General features: G+C 61.7%; 18 protein-coding genes and 1 riboswitch. Of the genes, 6 read left to right on the forward strand and 12 right to left on the reverse strand.

What is annotated here, in order from left to right:
• Nucleotides 1–105 precede the first annotated feature (105 nt).
• From dxs to GA829_RS27925, 5 genes are all read right to left on the reverse strand, one after another.
• Nucleotides 106–2,019: a 1-deoxy-D-xylulose-5-phosphate synthase gene (gene dxs, locus GA829_RS27905; RefSeq protein WP_195175784.1), complete on the reverse strand. Its 1,914-nt coding sequence runs from the start codon at nt 2,017–2,019 to the stop codon at nt 106–108.
• Between the two features lie 94 nt (nt 2,020–2,113).
• Nucleotides 2,114–3,034, reverse strand: a complete 921-nt coding sequence (locus tag GA829_RS27910; RefSeq protein WP_195175785.1) for a pirin family protein — start codon at nt 3,032–3,034, stop codon at nt 2,114–2,116.
• Between the two features lie 39 nt (nt 3,035–3,073).
• A complete protein-coding gene (locus tag GA829_RS27915) occupies nt 3,074–3,340 on the reverse strand; it encodes a DUF2277 domain-containing protein (protein WP_195175786.1) in 267 nt (88 codons plus the stop codon).
• 102 nt (nt 3,341–3,442) lie between these two features.
• Entirely contained in the window at nt 3,443–3,694 is a 252-nt protein-coding gene (locus GA829_RS27920) for an exodeoxyribonuclease VII small subunit (protein WP_195175787.1), read from the reverse strand.
• 3 nt (nt 3,695–3,697) lie between these two features.
• On the reverse strand, nt 3,698–4,624 hold the full coding sequence (locus GA829_RS27925; RefSeq protein WP_195175788.1) for a histone deacetylase family protein: 927 nt from the start codon (nt 4,622–4,624) through the stop codon (nt 3,698–3,700).
• 140 nt (nt 4,625–4,764) lie between these two features.
• A riboswitch (cobalamin riboswitch) is annotated at nt 4,765–4,944 on the forward strand.
• A 60-nt stretch (nt 4,945–5,004) separates the two neighbouring features.
• Between GA829_RS27925 and bluB the strand changes: the two genes are divergently transcribed.
• Nucleotides 5,005–5,739: a 5,6-dimethylbenzimidazole synthase gene (gene bluB / locus GA829_RS27930; protein WP_258051994.1), complete on the forward strand. Its 735-nt coding sequence runs from the start codon at nt 5,005–5,007 to the stop codon at nt 5,737–5,739.
• Here bluB and GA829_RS27935 read toward each other — a convergent pair whose 3' ends face one another.
• Nucleotides 5,740–6,723, reverse strand: coding sequence for a hypothetical protein (locus GA829_RS27935; protein ID WP_195175789.1), 984 nt, complete (start codon nt 6,721–6,723; stop codon nt 5,740–5,742).
• Between the two features lie 173 nt (nt 6,724–6,896).
• On the opposite strand from GA829_RS27935, the gene GA829_RS27940 reads away from it, so the two are divergent.
• From GA829_RS27940 to GA829_RS27950, 3 genes are read left to right on the forward strand one after another with little or no spacing between them, the layout of a single operon-like run.
• The gene (locus GA829_RS27940) at nt 6,897–7,217 is read left to right on the forward strand and encodes an ArsR/SmtB family transcription factor (protein ID WP_195175790.1); all 321 of its coding nucleotides are present in this window, start codon (nt 6,897–6,899) and stop codon (nt 7,215–7,217) included.
• Nucleotides 7,214–7,678, forward strand: coding sequence for an SRPBCC family protein (locus tag GA829_RS27945; RefSeq protein ID WP_195175791.1), 465 nt, complete (start codon nt 7,214–7,216; stop codon nt 7,676–7,678). The genes GA829_RS27940 and GA829_RS27945 overlap by 4 nt, the downstream gene beginning before the upstream one ends.
• A 19-nt stretch (nt 7,679–7,697) precedes the next feature.
• Nucleotides 7,698–8,114, forward strand: a complete 417-nt coding sequence (locus GA829_RS27950; RefSeq protein ID WP_195175792.1) for a GFA family protein — start codon at nt 7,698–7,700, stop codon at nt 8,112–8,114.
• Between the two features lie 33 nt (nt 8,115–8,147).
• Here the strand turns inward: GA829_RS27950 and GA829_RS27955 are convergent, their stop codons facing one another.
• Nucleotides 8,148–8,750: a TetR/AcrR family transcriptional regulator gene (locus GA829_RS27955; protein WP_195175793.1), complete on the reverse strand. Its 603-nt coding sequence runs from the start codon at nt 8,748–8,750 to the stop codon at nt 8,148–8,150.
• A gap of 119 nt (nt 8,751–8,869) precedes the next feature.
• On the opposite strand from GA829_RS27955, the gene GA829_RS27960 reads away from it, so the two are divergent.
• Nucleotides 8,870–10,093, forward strand: coding sequence for an MFS transporter (locus GA829_RS27960; RefSeq protein ID WP_195175794.1), 1,224 nt, complete (start codon nt 8,870–8,872; stop codon nt 10,091–10,093).
• 54 nt (nt 10,094–10,147) lie between these two features.
• Here GA829_RS27960 and ribB read toward each other — a convergent pair whose 3' ends face one another.
• Both ribB and aroC read right to left on the reverse strand, forming a co-directional pair.
• Entirely contained in the window at nt 10,148–11,248 is a 1,101-nt protein-coding gene (gene ribB / locus GA829_RS27965; RefSeq protein WP_195175795.1) for a 3,4-dihydroxy-2-butanone-4-phosphate synthase, read from the reverse strand.
• A 110-nt stretch (nt 11,249–11,358) separates the two neighbouring features.
• Nucleotides 11,359–12,459: a chorismate synthase gene (gene aroC / locus GA829_RS27970; RefSeq protein ID WP_195175796.1), complete on the reverse strand. Its 1,101-nt coding sequence runs from the start codon at nt 12,457–12,459 to the stop codon at nt 11,359–11,361.
• Nucleotides 12,460–12,647: 188 nt separating this feature from the next.
• Between aroC and GA829_RS27975 the strand changes: the two genes are divergently transcribed.
• Nucleotides 12,648–12,908, forward strand: coding sequence for a DUF1344 domain-containing protein (locus GA829_RS27975; RefSeq protein WP_195175797.1), 261 nt, complete (start codon nt 12,648–12,650; stop codon nt 12,906–12,908).
• 181 nt (nt 12,909–13,089) lie between these two features.
• Here the strand turns inward: GA829_RS27975 and GA829_RS27980 are convergent, their stop codons facing one another.
• The 3 genes from GA829_RS27980 to GA829_RS27990 all read right to left on the reverse strand — a co-directional run bounded on the left by GA829_RS27980 (nt 13,090) and on the right by GA829_RS27990 (nt 15,578).
• On the reverse strand, nt 13,090–13,677 hold the full coding sequence (locus tag GA829_RS27980; protein WP_195175798.1) for a histidine phosphatase family protein: 588 nt from the start codon (nt 13,675–13,677) through the stop codon (nt 13,090–13,092).
• Nucleotides 13,678–13,720: 43 nt separating this feature from the next.
• Entirely contained in the window at nt 13,721–14,539 is an 819-nt protein-coding gene (gene fabI / locus GA829_RS27985) for an enoyl-ACP reductase FabI (protein WP_195175799.1), read from the reverse strand.
• Between the two features lie 106 nt (nt 14,540–14,645).
• Nucleotides 14,646–15,578, reverse strand: a complete 933-nt coding sequence (locus GA829_RS27990; RefSeq protein WP_195175800.1) for a DnaJ C-terminal domain-containing protein — start codon at nt 15,576–15,578, stop codon at nt 14,646–14,648.
• Between the last annotated feature and the right edge of the window lie 40 nt (nt 15,579–15,618).

Genomic DNA, 15,618 nt, shown 5'->3' on the forward strand with positions numbered 1-15,618 from the left:
TGAAAAACGGCCAAGAGACACGGTAAGCAAACTACCAAACAGAAGCGTAAACAATGTGTTACGACTGCTTGCCGGCAAACCGATTCAACAGCTTGAGATTTTGATTCAGGCGCGCTGTGCCTGGGCTGAGCGTCCCAGTGCCATGAATACGGTGCGCACGATACCGGCTGTATCGAGCCCGGCATCGGCATACATCTTTTCCGGCTTGGCATGGTCGGTGAAAGCGTCGGGCAGCACCAGCGGGCGCACCTTCAGGCCGCTCTCCAGCAGCCCTTCATGGGCGAGGAACTGCAGAACGTGGCTGGCGAAGCCACCGATCGCGCCCTCCTCCACCGTAACCAGAACCTCATGAGAGCGGGCCAGCCGGCGGATCAGATCCTCATCCAGCGGCTTGGCGAAACGAGCGTCGGCTACCGTCGTGGAAAGCCCGGCAGCGCCAAGTTCTTCGGCGGCCATCAGGCAATCCTGCAGCCGCGTGCCGAAGGACAGCAGCGCCACCTTGGTGCCTTCCCTGACGATCCGGCCCTTGCCGATTTCGAGAACGGAGCCGCGCTCCGGCATGTCGACGCCGACGCCATTGCCACGTGGATAGCGGAAGGCGATCGGGCCGTCATCGTAGCTTGCGGCAGTGCGCACCATGTGGCGCAGTTCCGCTTCATCCGCCGCCGCCATGACGACGAAGCCTGGCAGTGTCGCCAGGAATGTCGTGTCGAAGGCGCCGCAATGGGTGGCGCCATCGGCACCGACAAAGCCGGCGCGGTCAATGGGAAAGCGCACCGGCAGTTTCTGGATCGCCACGTCGTGCACGACCTGATCATAGGCGCGCTGCAGGAAGGTCGAATAGATCGCCGCGAACGGCTTGTAGCCTTCGGTAGCGAGGCCGGCGGCGAAGGTTACGGCATGCTGCTCGGCAATGCCGACATCGAAGGTCCGAGACGGGAATGCCTCGCCGAACAGGTCGAGGCCGGTGCCGCTCGGCATGGCGGCGGTGACGGCAACGATGCGGTCGTCCTCGCGGCCCTCCTGGATCAGGCTTTCGGCGAACACCTTGGTGTAGGCTGGTGCATTTGCAGGCGCCTTGGCCTGCGCACCGGTGATGACGTCGAACTTGTTGACGCCGTGATATTTGTCGGCGGCGGCTTCCGCCGGAGCGTAACCCTTGCCCTTCTGCGTCACGACATGGATCAACACCGGGCCTTCGCCATTGTCGCGGACGTTCTTCAGCACCGGGATCAGATGTTCCAGATTGTGGCCGTCGATCGGGCCGATGTGGTAGAAACCGAGTTCCTCGAACAGCGTGCCGCCGGTGACATAGCCGCGCGCATGCTCGACCGCCCTGGTGATGGCGCGGTCGGCGCGTTTGCCGAGATAGGAGGTCAACTTCTTGCCGAAATCACGCAAGCCGAGATAGGTCTTGCCCGATGCGAGACGCGCCAGATAGGCGCTCATCGCACCGGTCGGCGGCGCGATCCACATGTCATTGTCGTTGAGAATAACGATCAGCCGGGTATCCAGCGCGCCAGCGTTGTTCATCGCCTCATAGGCCATGCCAGCCGACATGGCGCCGTCGCCGATGACGGCGATGACGTTGTTGCGGCCGCCGGAGAGATCGCGCGCGGCGGCCATGCCGAGGCCAGCCGAGATCGACGTCGAGGAGTGGGCGGCGCCGAAAGGATCATATTCGCTTTCAGCACGGCGGGTGAAACCCGACAGGCCACCCTCCTGCCGCAAGGTGCGGATGCGGTCGCGGCGGCCAGTCAGAATCTTGTGCGGATAGGCCTGATGGCCGACATCCCAAATCAGCCGGTCATCCGGCGTGTTGAAGACATAGTGCAGCGCCACCGTCAGTTCGACCACGCCGAGACCGGCACCGAGATGCCCGCCGGTGTGGGACACCGCATCGATCAGTTCGGCACGAAGCTCCGATGCCAACTGCGGCAGCTCGTTTTCGGCAAGCGTGCGCAAATCCGACGGGATGCGGACCTTGTCGAGAAGCGGAGTGTGCGGCTTTGCGTTCACGATGGGCCTGCTCAGGCTTTTTTGCTCATGGGCGAGATAGGCCGCCGGCCGGGGAATGTAAATGTGTGTCAGTGACGCGGACAGGCGCCCTCGCCTAGCTTTCCGGCAGCGGAATAAACTCTTCCTCGTCTCCAGGAACGATATCGAAGCGGCCCGTCTTCCATTCCTGCTTGGCCTGCTCGATGCGTTCCTTCGACGACGACACGAAATTCCACCAGATATAGCGCTGCGAGCCAAGCGAGGCGCCGCCAAACAGCATGAAATGCGCTCCGCGCTCAGACGACACAACAATCTCGTCGCCGGGGCGAAACACCAGCAGGCGCTCCGCCGGGAAAAGGTCGCCGGAAATCGAGACCTCACCTTCCAGCGTATAGATGGCGCGCTCCTCGGCATCAGCCGGAATTTTCACGCTGGCACCTGGGGCCAGGCGCAAATCGGCATAGAGCGTCTCCGTGTCGGCCCTGACTGGCGACCGCAGCCCCTGGAAGTCACCGATGACGACGCGGCCGCTGACACCTCCGGCGTCGATCTCTGGAAGCAGCAGCGCGGCCGTATTCTCGAACACCGGCGCGACCTCCTCCTTGCCGTCCGGCAGCGCCAGCCATGTCTGCAGGCCGGAGATAGACATCGGAGCGCCGCGCAGTTCCTCGGGCGTCCGCTCGGAATGCACGATGCCGCGGCCGGCGGTCATCAGATTCACGTCACCGGGCTGGATGACCATTTCGGTGCCGAGTGAATCGCGGTGCCTTATCTTGCCATCGAACAGATAGGTCACTGTCGACAGGCCGATATGCGGATGCGGACGGACATCCATCGCCTGGCCGGAGCGCAGGATCGCCGGCCCCATGCGGTCGAAGAAGATAAACGGCCCGACCAGCCGCCTTTTGGCGGTCGGCAAGGCGCGGCGCACCTGAAAGCCGCCAATATCCTTGGCGTTCGGAATGACCATCAGCTCGATCTGATCACTGGCAAAGGCATCGCCGGCTTCAGGGTCTTTTCCGGGAAAGAAGCTCATGAACTCTCCTTGGCGGGAGGCGTTGCCCGCCTTGCAGGATCAGGCAAAACGGATCGCCGCTTTCGCTCGAGCCTTGGCCGCCACCTCTTCGCGATTGCGAGGATGTTGATTGGTTTCGAGCGATTCCAGCAGTTCGCGCGCCGATGCCGCAATAGCTGCGACAGCGTGATCGAAGGCATGCTGGTTCTGCTTCGAGGGGCGCGTCGCTCCACTCAGCTTGCGGACAAACTGCAGCGCCGCGTCATGCACTTCGTCATTGGTTGCCGGCGGATCAAAATTGAACAGGGTCTTGATGTTTCTGCACATCGTTTCCGAACCTCCTGGAGCCGCTTCCTTCGATGGGACGAACTCTATCCTCAATCATGATCTTGTTCAAAAACCGACGCGTGGGAGACGCCGACCCGCCCATCACTCGGCGTCGAGCGGCTCCGTTCCTACCGGCTTGCCGTCGCGCGACAGCCTGATTTTCTCGACCTTATCCTCGGCGGCCTTCAGTAGCCGGTCGCAATGCGCCTTCAGCGCCTCGCCGCGCTCATAGATCTTGATCGACTGGTCCAGTGGCACGTCGCCACGTTCCAGATCATCGACGATCTTCTCCAGCGCGTCGAGCGCCTGCTCGAAGCTCATCCCCTTGACGTCTTCGTTGATCTCACCAGCCATCATTCATCCTTTCATCAGTCGCCCGACATGGGCGGCGACCGAAAATGCCAATCCCTGCAGATCGTACCCGCCCTCGAGCAAGCTCACGAGCCGGTTGCCGCTGTGGCGCGCGGCGCGCTGCATCAGCTGGCCCGTCGCCCAGTCGAAATCATCCTCGGTCAGATTGATCTCGGCCAGCGGATCGCGATGGTGCGCGTCGAAGCCGGCGGAGATGATGATGAGGTCGGGCGCGAAATTGTCGAGCGACGGCAAGACACGCGACAGGAAGGCATCGCGGAACACTTCGCTGCCGGTTTGCGGGGCCATCGGCGCATTGACGATGTTGCCGGCACCGACCTCGCTCTTGGCCCCAGTGCCTGGGTAGAGCGGCATCTGGTGCGTCGAACAATAGAGCACCGACGGATCGTCCCAGAAAATATCCTGGGTGCCGTTGCCGTGATGCACGTCCCAGTCGACGATGGCGACGCGCTCGACGCCGTGCCTCTTCTGCGCATAGCGCGCCGCGATCGCCGCCGTGTTGAAGAAGCAAAAACCCATCGCCGTGGTCTTTTCGGCATGGTGGCCGGGCGGTCGGGCGGCGACGAAGGCATTGTCGGCGCGGCCCTCGAAAACATCATCCACGGCGGCATTGGCGGCGCCGATCGCCGTGACAACAGCTTGCCAGCTTTTCGGACTGGCTGTCGTGTCGGCATCAATGCGGGCAATGCCCTCGTCGGGAATGCCGGCGCGGACGCGCTCAACGAAGTCCGCAGGATGCGCATAAAGGATGGTCGCCTCGTCGCCTGCCGGTGCCTCGACGCGATCAAGCTCGGCAAAGGCCTCGTCGTCGAGCACGCGCTCGATGGCGCGCAGGCGGTCGGGCCGCTCCGGGTGACCGGGCGGTGTGAGGTGCTCCAGAAAGATCGGATGGCTGTAGAGACGAGTGGTCATCGTCCCAATCTAGTGTCCCGAAGGCGCAATGGCCATGTGCGGATGGCTCAATGCCTGGGGAAAATCGCCGCGTTGGGGAAAATCGTGCCTGCGTCCATTGGTGTCGCTAGAGGCATTGGCGTCCTCAATGCTTCGGCGTAAAGTCCCCTCCACTGCCTGGTGCCCGCTGCAAGCGGGAGAATCGGGAACACGGTTGAATTCCGTGGCGTGCCCAACGCTGTAAGGGGGACCGCGCCGGTATATGCCACTGTCGATGACGGGAAGGCACCGGACGCGGGTTGATCCCGAGCCAGAAGACCGGCCTGGCAGGCATCGTCATCCGCATGGTCAGGCGGAAGGCATTGGTAGCTATCGCAAGGGGACACGCGATGCATGGAAGTATGACCGCTAACAATGGCGATGGGTTTGATCAGGTAGCGCGTGACGCGGTCTACCGCGCGATGTTCACCCGCCGTGACGTGCGCAGCCATTTCCTGCCCGACCCGCTCGACGACGATGTCCTGGCGCGGCTGCTGCTCGCCGCCCATCATGCGCCATCGGTCGGCTTCATGCAGCCATGGAACTTCATCGTCATCCGCGACGCCGAACGGCGACGGCACGTGCGCGACCTGTTCCTGGCGGCACGCGAACAGGAACTGCCGGCCATGGAGGCAGATCGACAGGCGCTCTACCGCAAGCTCAAGCTAGAAGGCATTTGCGAAAGCGCGCTCAACATCTGCATCACGTGCGACCGGCAGCGCTCGCACAATTCGCCGCTTGGGCGTTGGCACAATCCGGAGATGGATCTCTACAGCACTGTCTGTGCCGTGCAGAATTTCTGGCTGGCGGCGCGTGCCGAAGGGGTCGGTGTCGGCTGGGTCAGCATCATCGAAGCGCAGGCCCTGAAAAGCCTGCTATCGATACCCGAGCACGTGACGCCGATCGCCTATCTGTGCGTTGGCCGCGTCTCGGAATTCGCGGCCAGGCCTGACCTAGAAACGCATGGCTGGGGCCAGCGCCTGCCGCTGCCCGAACTGATCATGAGCGAGACCTTTTCCGGGCAAGGCGAAGCCCTGCTCAAGACGTCGGTATCGCGGCTCAACGCGGCGAGCGTGGGCCTAGCACCGAAGCCCTGATCATCTGGCGGGGTTAGGCGTGCCCCAGCGCGATCCGCCGAAGGAAGCCAGCGCCTTGTCCTTGAGTTCGCGAAACTTCGACGACGCCTCGGCCAGCCGATTGTCCCATTCCGGATCCGGGACCTGGCCTTCGATCACCTTGAAATAGACCTGCATCAGCGACGCGATGGCGAAGGGTTCGATGAAGGCCGCCTTGAAGGCCCAGGCGAAGACGATGGCGAGCACGAAGGCCCAGCCGGCGAGCTGTCCGGGCATCAGATAGAGAATGGCAGCCGCCGGAGCCAGCATCAGCAGGAAGATGATGAAGGATACGCCCCACATGATGACCGCCAGCCAGATGGCGTTCTTGACCATGGTCTTGCCGTTCTGTGCATAGAGCACGACACCTTGCCGCGCCGTCTCGAAGGGCGACGATGAATTGATGCGGATGTTGTAGCCGAGGATGATCTCATCGACATAGGTCAGCGACAGGCGGATCACCGTGTTGATAAAGCTGACCAGGCCGCTCAAGCCCGGAATGGGCAGGAAGGCGGCGATGCCGCCGATCAGGCCGGTGATGGCGCGGATGGCGCCTTTGACCAGTTGGTCGACAACGAAAAGGATATTGGCCTCGGCAAAGCGCTGGGTGACGACTTCCTTGGCATAGGCGATCTGGCTCTGGCCGTAGGGAATGTCACGACCGTCGATCAGATGCACCATGACCGCGATATGTCCGGCCTTGACGACGTAGAGGATGTATTCGCGGATCCAGTAGACGGCGATCGAGACAATGCCGAAACCGACCACGCCGCCCCACATGGCGAATGATAGCGGTCCATCGGGGTCGGTGGAAATATGGCCGACGCCATAGCCGACGCTGGCGCCCGTACCGGTCGCCATGATGTAGGCCAGCGTAATGCCGAAATAGATGATCATGCGAAAGACGATGAAGGGCCATGTCCGCATCATGATGGACACCGACCTGCCGACCTGGAAATCCCACATGGCCCGACTCTCCCCTCCGAGATGGATGGGAAGGATGACCTCGGGTTCCGGATTGTCAATCTCGTCCCGTGCAACGGGCCTAGAGTTTCCCGTAGTTTGACAGCGCCAGCATCGGCCGCCATTGACATGCAGGCATTTACCTGCATATTAGAAGATACAAGCGAGTGAGAGCGATGGACGCTGACAAGGTTTTCAAGGCGCTGGGCGACCCGACACGCAGAAAGTTGCTCGACCTTCTCTGCGAGAGGAACGGGCAGACGCTCGGCGAGCTTTGCGAGAACCTTGAAATGGCCCGTCAGTCCGCCACCCAGCACATCGGCATATTGGAGGACGCCAATCTCTTGAGCACGGTGCGGCGTGGCCGGGAGAAGCTGCATTTCATCAACCCCGTGCCGCTGCACGAAGTCTATGAGCGGTGGGTGCGCAAATTTGAACGGCAGCGGCTGATGCTGCTGCACGACCTGAAGAACGAAATCGAAGGAGATCAACAATGACCAAGGAAATGACCAGTTTTGTTTACGTAACTTACATCCGCTCGACGCCGGAAAAGGTGTTCGAGGCAATCACCAGACCTGAGGTCGCGCGGCGCTACTGGGGCCACGAGAACGTCTCCGACTGGAAGCCTGGATCGAGTTGGGAACATATCCGCGCCAATGACGAACGGACCGTCGAACTCGTCGGCAAGGTCGTCGAGGTCTCACCGCCGACCCGTCTGGTCATCACCTGGGCAAACGCCTCGCAGGCCGCCGATCCGGACAAATACAGCCGGGTGACGTTCGAAACCGAGGAATACGACAACATGGTCCGCCTGACCGTCACCCATGACGAACTCGAAGCTGGCAGCGGCATGGCGAAAGGCGTCAAGCAGGGATGGCCGGCCGTGCTGTCCAGCCTGAAATCCTTCCTGGAAACCGGCCAAGGTATCGACCTCTCCGCCAAGCCGAAATCCGCCTGATCCAAAGAGGGGAATGACAATGACCAAGCACTATATCGGCGGATGCGCGTGCGGCGCGATCCGTTATGAGACGCGCGGCGAACCCATCTTCGAAAACCACTGCCAATGCCGCGATTGCCAGAAACGCAGCGGTACCGGACACGGGTCCTATCTGACCTTCGCCCGGCGCGCTGACATGACAATTACCGGTGAGGCTAAGACCTGGCGGGTCGCAGGCGACAGCGGCAATGAAAAGGCCCACGCCTTCTGCCCAACCTGTGGGACGCCGGTCTATCTGACATTCGTCGCCATGCCTGATTTGATTGCGATCAACGCGACCAGCCTTGACGAGCCTGACCAATTCAACCCGCAAGTGGTCACATACACCGTCCGCGGCCATGCATGGGACATGATTGATCCAGCGTTGCAGAAATTCGAGCGCATGCCGCAGGGGTAATCCGTCGGCGCCGCCGGCCGTGTCGAGGCGCGCTCAGGCCCTGCCAGCCTGCTTGGTCAGCCCTTCCAGAAGCACATTGAAGGCCTGCACAGCTCTCTTGGACGTGGCGCCGGGATCGTCTGAATTCGCGATCCATTGCGCCGCATGGAGCGACGCGCCACTGATCAGCCGGGCCATGGCTTCGGGGTCGGCGGCGATGATCGTTCCCTCATCGCTCAACCTCTGCAGGCTCTCCGTCATCGAGCCGATACATTCGTTCTGGCTCGGCCATTGGGTTGGATCGCCAAGCACCGACGGACCGTCAAGGAGAACAATGCGCTGGATCTCCGGCTCCAGGGCCATCTCGATATAGGCCGTACATTCATCGACAAAACCTTGCCAGAGACTGCCTGCCCTGCCTGAAACCACCTTCAGCCGGGCGAACATCTCGGCGTCGATTTCACGAATGACCGCCTGCAATAGGCCCTTCTTGTCGCCGAAATGATGATAAAGCGCGCCGCGTGTCAGCCCGGCAGAGGCGGTGAAATCGTCCATCGACGCCTCCGCGTAGCCGACTGTGCCGAAGGCGTGGCGCCCTGCTGCAAGCAGCTTGGCGCGGGTCTCGGCGATCATTTCGATGCGCGGCTTGTGCGCCATGTTTTTCCCTTCACATACGTCTCGTATATTAATTTACATACGCTACGTATGCAATTATCTCTATTCACATACGGCACGTATATAAGTGGCTTTCCCGTATAAATCCAGGAGCGCGTTCGATGACCAATCCCTATAACGAAATTTTCAAGGCAAAGGGAGCCAAGGGCTTTGCCGCGGCCGGCTTCATGGCACGGTTGCCGATCGCCATGGCGCCAATCGGCATCGTCGCGATGCTGTCGCAGACACACGGCGAATACTGGCTGGCCGGCGCCGTCTCGGCGACATACGCGCTGGCCAATGCTTTCGTGGCGCCACAGGTGTCAAGGCTGGTCGACCGCCTTGGCCAGACGCCGATCGTCGTCCCCACCACCATCATTTCCGTGCTTGCCTTCATGGTGCTGATCACGGCCGCCCACCAGAACTGGCCCGTATGGATCCTGTTCGTGTCGGCGCTGCTGGCGGCGGCCATGCCGAGCATACCTGCCATGGTGCGCGCGCGCTGGACCGAGATTTTTCGGGGACGGCCCGAGATGAACACCGCCTTCGCCTTTGAATCGGCGGCGGATGAACTCGTCTACATCGCCGGAGCATCGCTATCGGTCGGGCTGAGTGTCGCTCTGTTCCCGGAAGCCGGCATGCTTGTCAGCACATTGTTCCTCGCCGTTGGCTCGACGGCCTTCATCCTGCAGCGCTCGACCGAGCCGCAGGTCCGGCCGGCTGAACAACATTCTCGCGGCTCGGCCATTCGCCTGCGGCCTGTGCAGATCATCACCTTCGCCCTGATCTTCATCGGCGCGACCTTCGCGACAACCGAAGTGACCACCGTGGCAATCACCAAGGAGCTCGGCCAGCCGGCCGCGGCAAGCCTTGTCATTGGCGTCTATGCGCTCGGATCGTTCGTCCTTGGCATCATCATCGGTGCCCTGAACCTGAAGACGCCGCTGCAACGGCAGCTTGCCATGGCCGTGACCATCATCGCGGTCTCCACGCTGCCGCTGATCGCCGCCAATACAGTGCCGACCCTGGCGCTGGCCGTCTTCGTCAGTGGCGTGGCCATCTCGCCGACCTTCATCACCGCCTTCGGCCTCATCGAGCGGCATGTGCCGGAAGCCATGCTGACCGAGGGCATTACGTGGGTCATGACCGGCATTGGCATCGGCATGGCGCTGGGCTCTTTCGCCGCCGGCGCAGTCGTCGACGCGTTCGGCGCGCAGAACGGGTTCTGGGTGTCGGTTGCAGCAGGTATGATCGCACTGGCGACCGTGCTGCTTGGCCAGCGCAGCCTTGCAACGTCCGATTACGACACGGCCGGCTGCGAGGCCTGTGCGGTTCCTGCGGAATAATCCAGAAGCCGCGCCCGGTTCAATGGACCGGGCGCGGCCTCTAAAGACTGACTTTCAGAGAATCTCGGTCTTGGCGATATGGATGCCAAAGCCTTCAAGACCGACATAGTGGCGTTCGCGGGACGCGATCAGGTTGATCGAGGAAATACCGAGATCCTTGAGGATCTGGGCGCCCAGCCCAATCTCGCGCCACTCGTTCTCACGGCGGCGAGCCTCTTCGTGGTCTTCACGGTCGCCGGAAGCGGGGCGCTTGCGTTCCTGATGGGCGACGCCCACCGAGCCCTCGCGCAGATAAACGATGACACCGCGCTTGCGCTCGCCCATCGCCTGCATGATGCCGTCCAGCCGATGGCTGGTGCCGAAGACATCGGTCACCACATCTTCCGAATGCAGGCGAACCGGGACATCCTCGCCATCCCTGATATCGCCGAAGACGACGGCGACGTGATGCATCGAATCCCACGGCAGCGTGTAGGTGAAGACCTGCGCCTTGCCGCCGGGCGTATCGATGTCCGAACAGGCAACGCGCTCGACCAGCGTCTCCTTGCGCTGCCGGTAGGCGATAAGGTCGGCCACCGAGACCTGCTTGAGGCCATGCTCTTCGGCAAAGGCCGCGACCTGCGGACCGCGCTTGACGGTACCGTCATCATTGACCAGTTCCGAGATGACACCGACCGGCGGCAGGCCCGCGAGCTTGCAAAGGTCGACAGCGGCCTCTGTATGGCCTGAACGCATAAGCACGCCACCTTCGCGCGCGATCAGCGGAAAGATGTGGCCGGGGCGGACGAAGTCCGAACCACCGACATTGCCGTTGGCGAGATTGCGCACGGTGAGCGTGCGGTCCTCGGCCGAAATGCCGGTCGTGGTGCCATGCTTGAAATCGACGCTGACGGTGAAGGCGGTGGTGTGGGCGGAATCATTGTCGGCGACCATGGGCGACAGGTTCAGCCGCTTGGCTTCCTCGCGCGGCATTGGCGTGCAGACGATGCCCGAGGTGTGACGGACGATGAAAGCCATCTTTTCCGGCGTGCAGTGGACCGCGGCAACGATCAGGTCGCCCTCGTTCTCGCGTCCGTCGTCATCCATGACGACGACAATCTCGCCGCGCTCGAATGCGCGCAGGGCTTCGACGATTTTCTTCTGATCGTAAGGCATTGGCTCGCTTTGCTCGCAGGGAATAGGAAGTGGGCACTAGGAGAAGTAGGCGAATGGGAGGGAATGGCTCTGTGGTCGGGCAGGCTAACCTACCGCCTGTTGCCCACTGCCTACACCCTCCCCGTCTGTCCTCGGTGGCGCAGATAATGGTCTGCGATGGCGCAGGCAACCATCGCTTCGCCGATCGGCACGGCACGAATGCCGACGCATGGATCGTGGCGGCCTTTCGTCATGACCTCGACATCGTTGCCATCCTTGTCGATCGATTTTCGCGGCGTCAGGATCGATGAGGTCGGCTTGACGGCAAAGCGCGCGACGATGGCCTGGCCGGTCGAGATGCCGCCCAGGATGCCGCCAGCGTTGTTGGACAGGAACACCGGTTTGCCGTCATTGCCCATGCGCATCTCATCGGCATTCTGTTCGCCGGTGATCTGGGCCGCCTCGAAGCCGTTGCCGATCTCGACGCCCTTGACGGCGTTGATCGACATCAGGCCGGAAGCAATGTCCTGGTCGAGCTTGGCATAGATCGGCGCGCCGAGACCGGCCGGAACGCCGTCAGCGACGATCTCGATGACAGCGCCGACCGACGACCCGGCCTTGCGGATGCCGTCGAGATATCTTGTGAAGACGGCGACCGAGGCTGGATCGGGGGTGAAGAATGGATTTTCGGCATCGCCGATGAAGTTCCAGTTCCAGTTGGCGCGATCTATCCGCTTTTCGCCCATCGACACCAGCGCGCCGCGCACCACCATGCCAGGCACCACCTTGCGGGCGAGCGCTCCGGCGGCCACCCTGGCGGCTGTCTCGCGCGCCGATGAGCGGCCACCGCCACGATAGTCACGGATGCCGTATTTGGTCTCATAGGTGTAATCGGCATGGCCCGGCCGGTACTGGCGGGCAATCTCGCCATAATCCTTGGATCGCTGGTCGACATTCTCGATCAGCATCGACACCGGCGTACCGGTGGTGATCATCGTCTCGCCGTCCTCGTCGAGAACGAAGCCCGACAGAATCTTGACCTCATCGGGCTCGCGACGCTGCGTGACAAAACGTGACTGACCCGGCCGGCGCTTGTCGAGCTCCGCCTGGATTTCGTCCCGCGTGAAACGGATACCGGGCGGACACCCATCGACGACGCAGCCGAGTGCCGCACCATGGCTTTCGCCCCAGGTGGTGACACGGAAAAGATGACCGAACGTGTTGTGAGACATGGAACGCTTGCCCTAACCGGCCTTGAGCCGGTTCATGCCAGCCTTCTATTGGCGTTTTTTGCAGTGGTCAAACTGTCATCCCAGCGGTTTAAGTTTTGACACATTCGACTGGTTTCTGCTTTTCTCCGACCGGCTGTTCAATGCTCGCCCGCCATACGCGGGACCGCACAACATACAAGAGGACGATAATGCGTACCCTGATTGGCGCGGTTGCCGCCACGTTGCTGTTTTCCACTGCCGCCTTTGCCGGCCAGACCGAAGGCCTGATCAAGAAGATCGACAAGGATGCGCTGACGCTGACGCTGGATGACGGCAAAGCCTACAAACTGAATGCCGAGACCGATCTCGATGCGCTGAAGCCGGGCATGGACATCGTCATTGCCTACGACGTGACGAACGGCGAAAACGTCATCACCGACATGGAACTGCCGGACAGTTCAGCCAACTAGAGCTGTTTCCTTCCCGACGGAATCGGAACGCATCTCTATCCGTATGTTTGGATATGATATTTCCGGAAGATGGGACCATTTTTCGGGATCGCCAACTGAGGCTTCCAACCAAAATTGCCAACTACGGAGCCCGCTCGGTTTTTGCGGAGCGGCGCCGTACGCCTCTTTCAGCCTGAATAGCCTATAGCCATTCCAGGCTCTTGCCTTCGAGCTTGAGCACGCGATCCTGCGGTATCTCCAGATTCGCCGCTTCATCTTCGGCCATATCAAGCACGAAGCGAAACAAGGTGCGTATAACGCCGCCGTGGGTCACGCAGACCGTGCTGCGTTCCATCTCATCGAAGCAGGGCTTCACCCTTTCGAGTAACATCTGGTAGCTTTCGGCACCGTCGCCGGGCGGTGTAAAATTCCATTTGTCCAAAGCGCGTGAACGGCTTGCTCCTGGATACTGCGTATCGAGCTCGGCGAAGGTAAAACTCTGCCAATCACCGAAATTGACCTCGATGAGCCTGCTATCGGTTCGATACGCGATCGGATCGAGCTTCATGGCAGCGCGGATGCGCTCCATCGTCTCGCGCGTCCTTCTCATCGGGCTGGCGACAAAATCGAAATCCGCTGGATCGTGGATCAACTCGGCTAGCCGACGCCCATTCGCGGTAGCCTGCTCCCGCCCAACCACATTGAGGTCGGTATCGGCCTGACCCTGCAAGCGGAACTCGGCGTTCCACGCGGTCTGGCCGTGGCGCGCGATGTAAACCAGCGGATACATGAGGTCTTCCGGAGCGGGTAAGGTCGGACGACGATGGTGGGTGTTATTCCTTGACCGTCGAAATGTCCGGCGCATCAACCGCCTTCATGCCGACGACGTGATAGCCCGAATCGACATGATGCACTTCGCCGGTCACGCCGCGCGAGAGATCCGACAGGAAATAGACGGCGGAATCACCGACCTCTTCCTGCGTCACGGTCTGCTTGAGCGGCGAATTGTACTCGTTCCATTTCAGGATATAGCGGAAATCGCCGATGCCGGATGCGGCCAGGGTCTTGATCGGGCCGGCGGAAATGGCGTTGACGCGGATCTTCTTGGCGCCGAGATCGACGGACAAATAGCGCACGCTGGCTTCGAGCGCCGCCTTGGCGACACCCATGACGTTGTAGTGCGGCATCACCTTTTCGGCGCCGTAGTAGGTGAGCGTCAGCAGCGACCCGCCATTGGTCATCAATGCCTCGGCGCGCTTGGCGATGGTGGTGAAGGAATAGACCGAAATATCCATGGTGCGCAGGAAATTGTCGCGCGTCGTCTCGATGTAGCGGCCGGTCAGCTCATCCTTGTCCGAAAAAGCGATCGCGTGGACAAGGAAGTCGAGCTTGCCCCAGTGCTTGGCGACATTGGCGAAAACCTCGTCGAGGCTCGCCGGGTCGGTCACGTCACAATGGCCGGCGACAAAGGCGCCCAGATCCGCCGCCAGCGGCTCGACGCGCTTCTTGAATGCCTCGCCCTGATAGGTCAGGGCGATCTCGGCGCCATGGTCGACGCACGCCTTGGCGATGCCATAGGCAATCGATCTGTTGTTGGCGACACCAAGAATAAGGCCGCGCTTGCCGGCCATAAGGCCCTGTCCACCCGCCATGTGAGCGCTCTCCGCAAGATTTTCAGCTTTGTGAAGAGCCCTATCGCACAGGCACAGGGCCCCTTCAAGCGTTCAAACCGGACAGTTCGGGGGACAAGAGCGCCAGCTAGCCTTTTTGATCAGCCTTTTGGCCGCGCACCAGCGCCTCGAGCGCGCTGTCGCCGCTCTCCGGCAGCATCAGCCGCACATGCGCGTAAAGATCGCCGGCGCCGCCGGCTTTCTCCGGCAGGCCCCTGCCCTTCAGCCGCAGCACCTTGTCGGAGCTCGACCAGACAGGAACGTTGACCGCAAGCTTGCCGGTCGGCGTCTCGACCGCAACCTTGGCGCCGAGCACTGCATCAGCCAGCGCCACCGGCAGGTCGGCATGCAGGTCGCGGCCCTCGAGACGGTAGCGTGGATGCCGGCGAAAGCGGATTTTGACCAGCGCATCGCCAGGCTGGCCCGGTCCCTGCTCGCCTTGCCCTTTCAGCCGGATGGTCTGGCCATCCTCGACATAGGCCGGCAGCTTGACCGCCACCTTGCGCCCATCGGGGAACATGGCCGTCACCTTTTCGGCGGTCGCGGCTTCCTCGATCGTGACGTCGAGCGTCACGTTCAAATCGGCAGCGGTTGCCGGATGACGGCGATCGCCCGTACCAGCACCGCGCTGCTGGGAGAAGGCATCGCCAAAAATCTGGCTGAAAATATCGCTATTGCCGTCGAACGGATCGCCGCCCGGACGACCGCCGCGAAATCCACCGGCTCCGCCTTGCTGGCGGCGGAACCCGGCAAAGGGGTCGCCGCCACCCGCGGCGCCCTCAAAGCCCTGGAACCGCGGCTTGCCATCGGCGTCGATCTCGCCGCGATCGAAAGCAGCACGATTCTTCTCGTCGCCGACGATCTCATAGGCCTGATTGGCCGCGGCAAAACGGTCCTTCGCCTTGGGATCATTCGGATTCTGGTCCGGATGATGCTTCTTGGCGAGCTTTCGATAAGCCGATTTTATGTCCTTGGCCGCTGCGTTCTTGGCAACGCCCAGCACCTCATAGGGGTCGCGCATGCTTCCTGCCTTGGAGAAGGAGTGAGTCCATAGTTGCCCC

This window comes from Mesorhizobium sp. INR15 (genome assembly GCF_015500075.1).
GTDB lineage: Bacteria > Pseudomonadota > Alphaproteobacteria > Rhizobiales > Rhizobiaceae > Mesorhizobium.

Coding starts and splice junctions, on each gene's coding strand:
- GA829_RS27910 (WP_195175785.1), bottom strand. CDS start 3,034: ATGAGCTTCTTTCCCGGAAAAGACCCTGAAGCCGGCGATGCCTTTGCC.
- GA829_RS27915 (WP_195175786.1), bottom strand. CDS start 3,340: ATGTGCAGAAACATCAAGACCCTGTTCAATTTTGATCCGCCGGCAACC.
- GA829_RS27920 (WP_195175787.1), bottom strand. CDS start 3,694: ATGGCTGGTGAGATCAACGAAGACGTCAAGGGGATGAGCTTCGAGCAG.
- GA829_RS27925 (WP_195175788.1), bottom strand. CDS start 4,624: ATGACCACTCGTCTCTACAGCCATCCGATCTTTCTGGAGCACCTCACA.
- bluB (WP_258051994.1), top strand. CDS start 5,005: ATGACCGCTAACAATGGCGATGGGTTTGATCAGGTAGCGCGTGACGCG.
- GA829_RS27935 (WP_195175789.1), bottom strand. CDS start 6,723: ATGTGGGATTTCCAGGTCGGCAGGTCGGTGTCCATCATGATGCGGACA.
- GA829_RS27940 (WP_195175790.1), top strand. CDS start 6,897: ATGGACGCTGACAAGGTTTTCAAGGCGCTGGGCGACCCGACACGCAGA.
- GA829_RS27945 (WP_195175791.1), top strand. CDS start 7,214: ATGACCAAGGAAATGACCAGTTTTGTTTACGTAACTTACATCCGCTCG.
- GA829_RS27950 (WP_195175792.1), top strand. CDS start 7,698: ATGACCAAGCACTATATCGGCGGATGCGCGTGCGGCGCGATCCGTTAT.
- GA829_RS27955 (WP_195175793.1), bottom strand. CDS start 8,750: ATGGCGCACAAGCCGCGCATCGAAATGATCGCCGAGACCCGCGCCAAG.
- GA829_RS27960 (WP_195175794.1), top strand. CDS start 8,870: ATGACCAATCCCTATAACGAAATTTTCAAGGCAAAGGGAGCCAAGGGC.
- ribB (WP_195175795.1), bottom strand. CDS start 11,248: ATGCCTTACGATCAGAAGAAAATCGTCGAAGCCCTGCGCGCATTCGAG.
- aroC (WP_195175796.1), bottom strand. CDS start 12,459: ATGTCTCACAACACGTTCGGTCATCTTTTCCGTGTCACCACCTGGGGC.
- GA829_RS27975 (WP_195175797.1), top strand. CDS start 12,648: ATGCGTACCCTGATTGGCGCGGTTGCCGCCACGTTGCTGTTTTCCACT.
- GA829_RS27980 (WP_195175798.1), bottom strand. CDS start 13,677: ATGTATCCGCTGGTTTACATCGCGCGCCACGGCCAGACCGCGTGGAAC.
- fabI (WP_195175799.1), bottom strand. CDS start 14,539: ATGGCGGGTGGACAGGGCCTTATGGCCGGCAAGCGCGGCCTTATTCTT.
- GA829_RS27990 (WP_195175800.1), bottom strand. CDS start 15,578: ATGCGCGACCCCTATGAGGTGCTGGGCGTTGCCAAGAACGCAGCGGCC.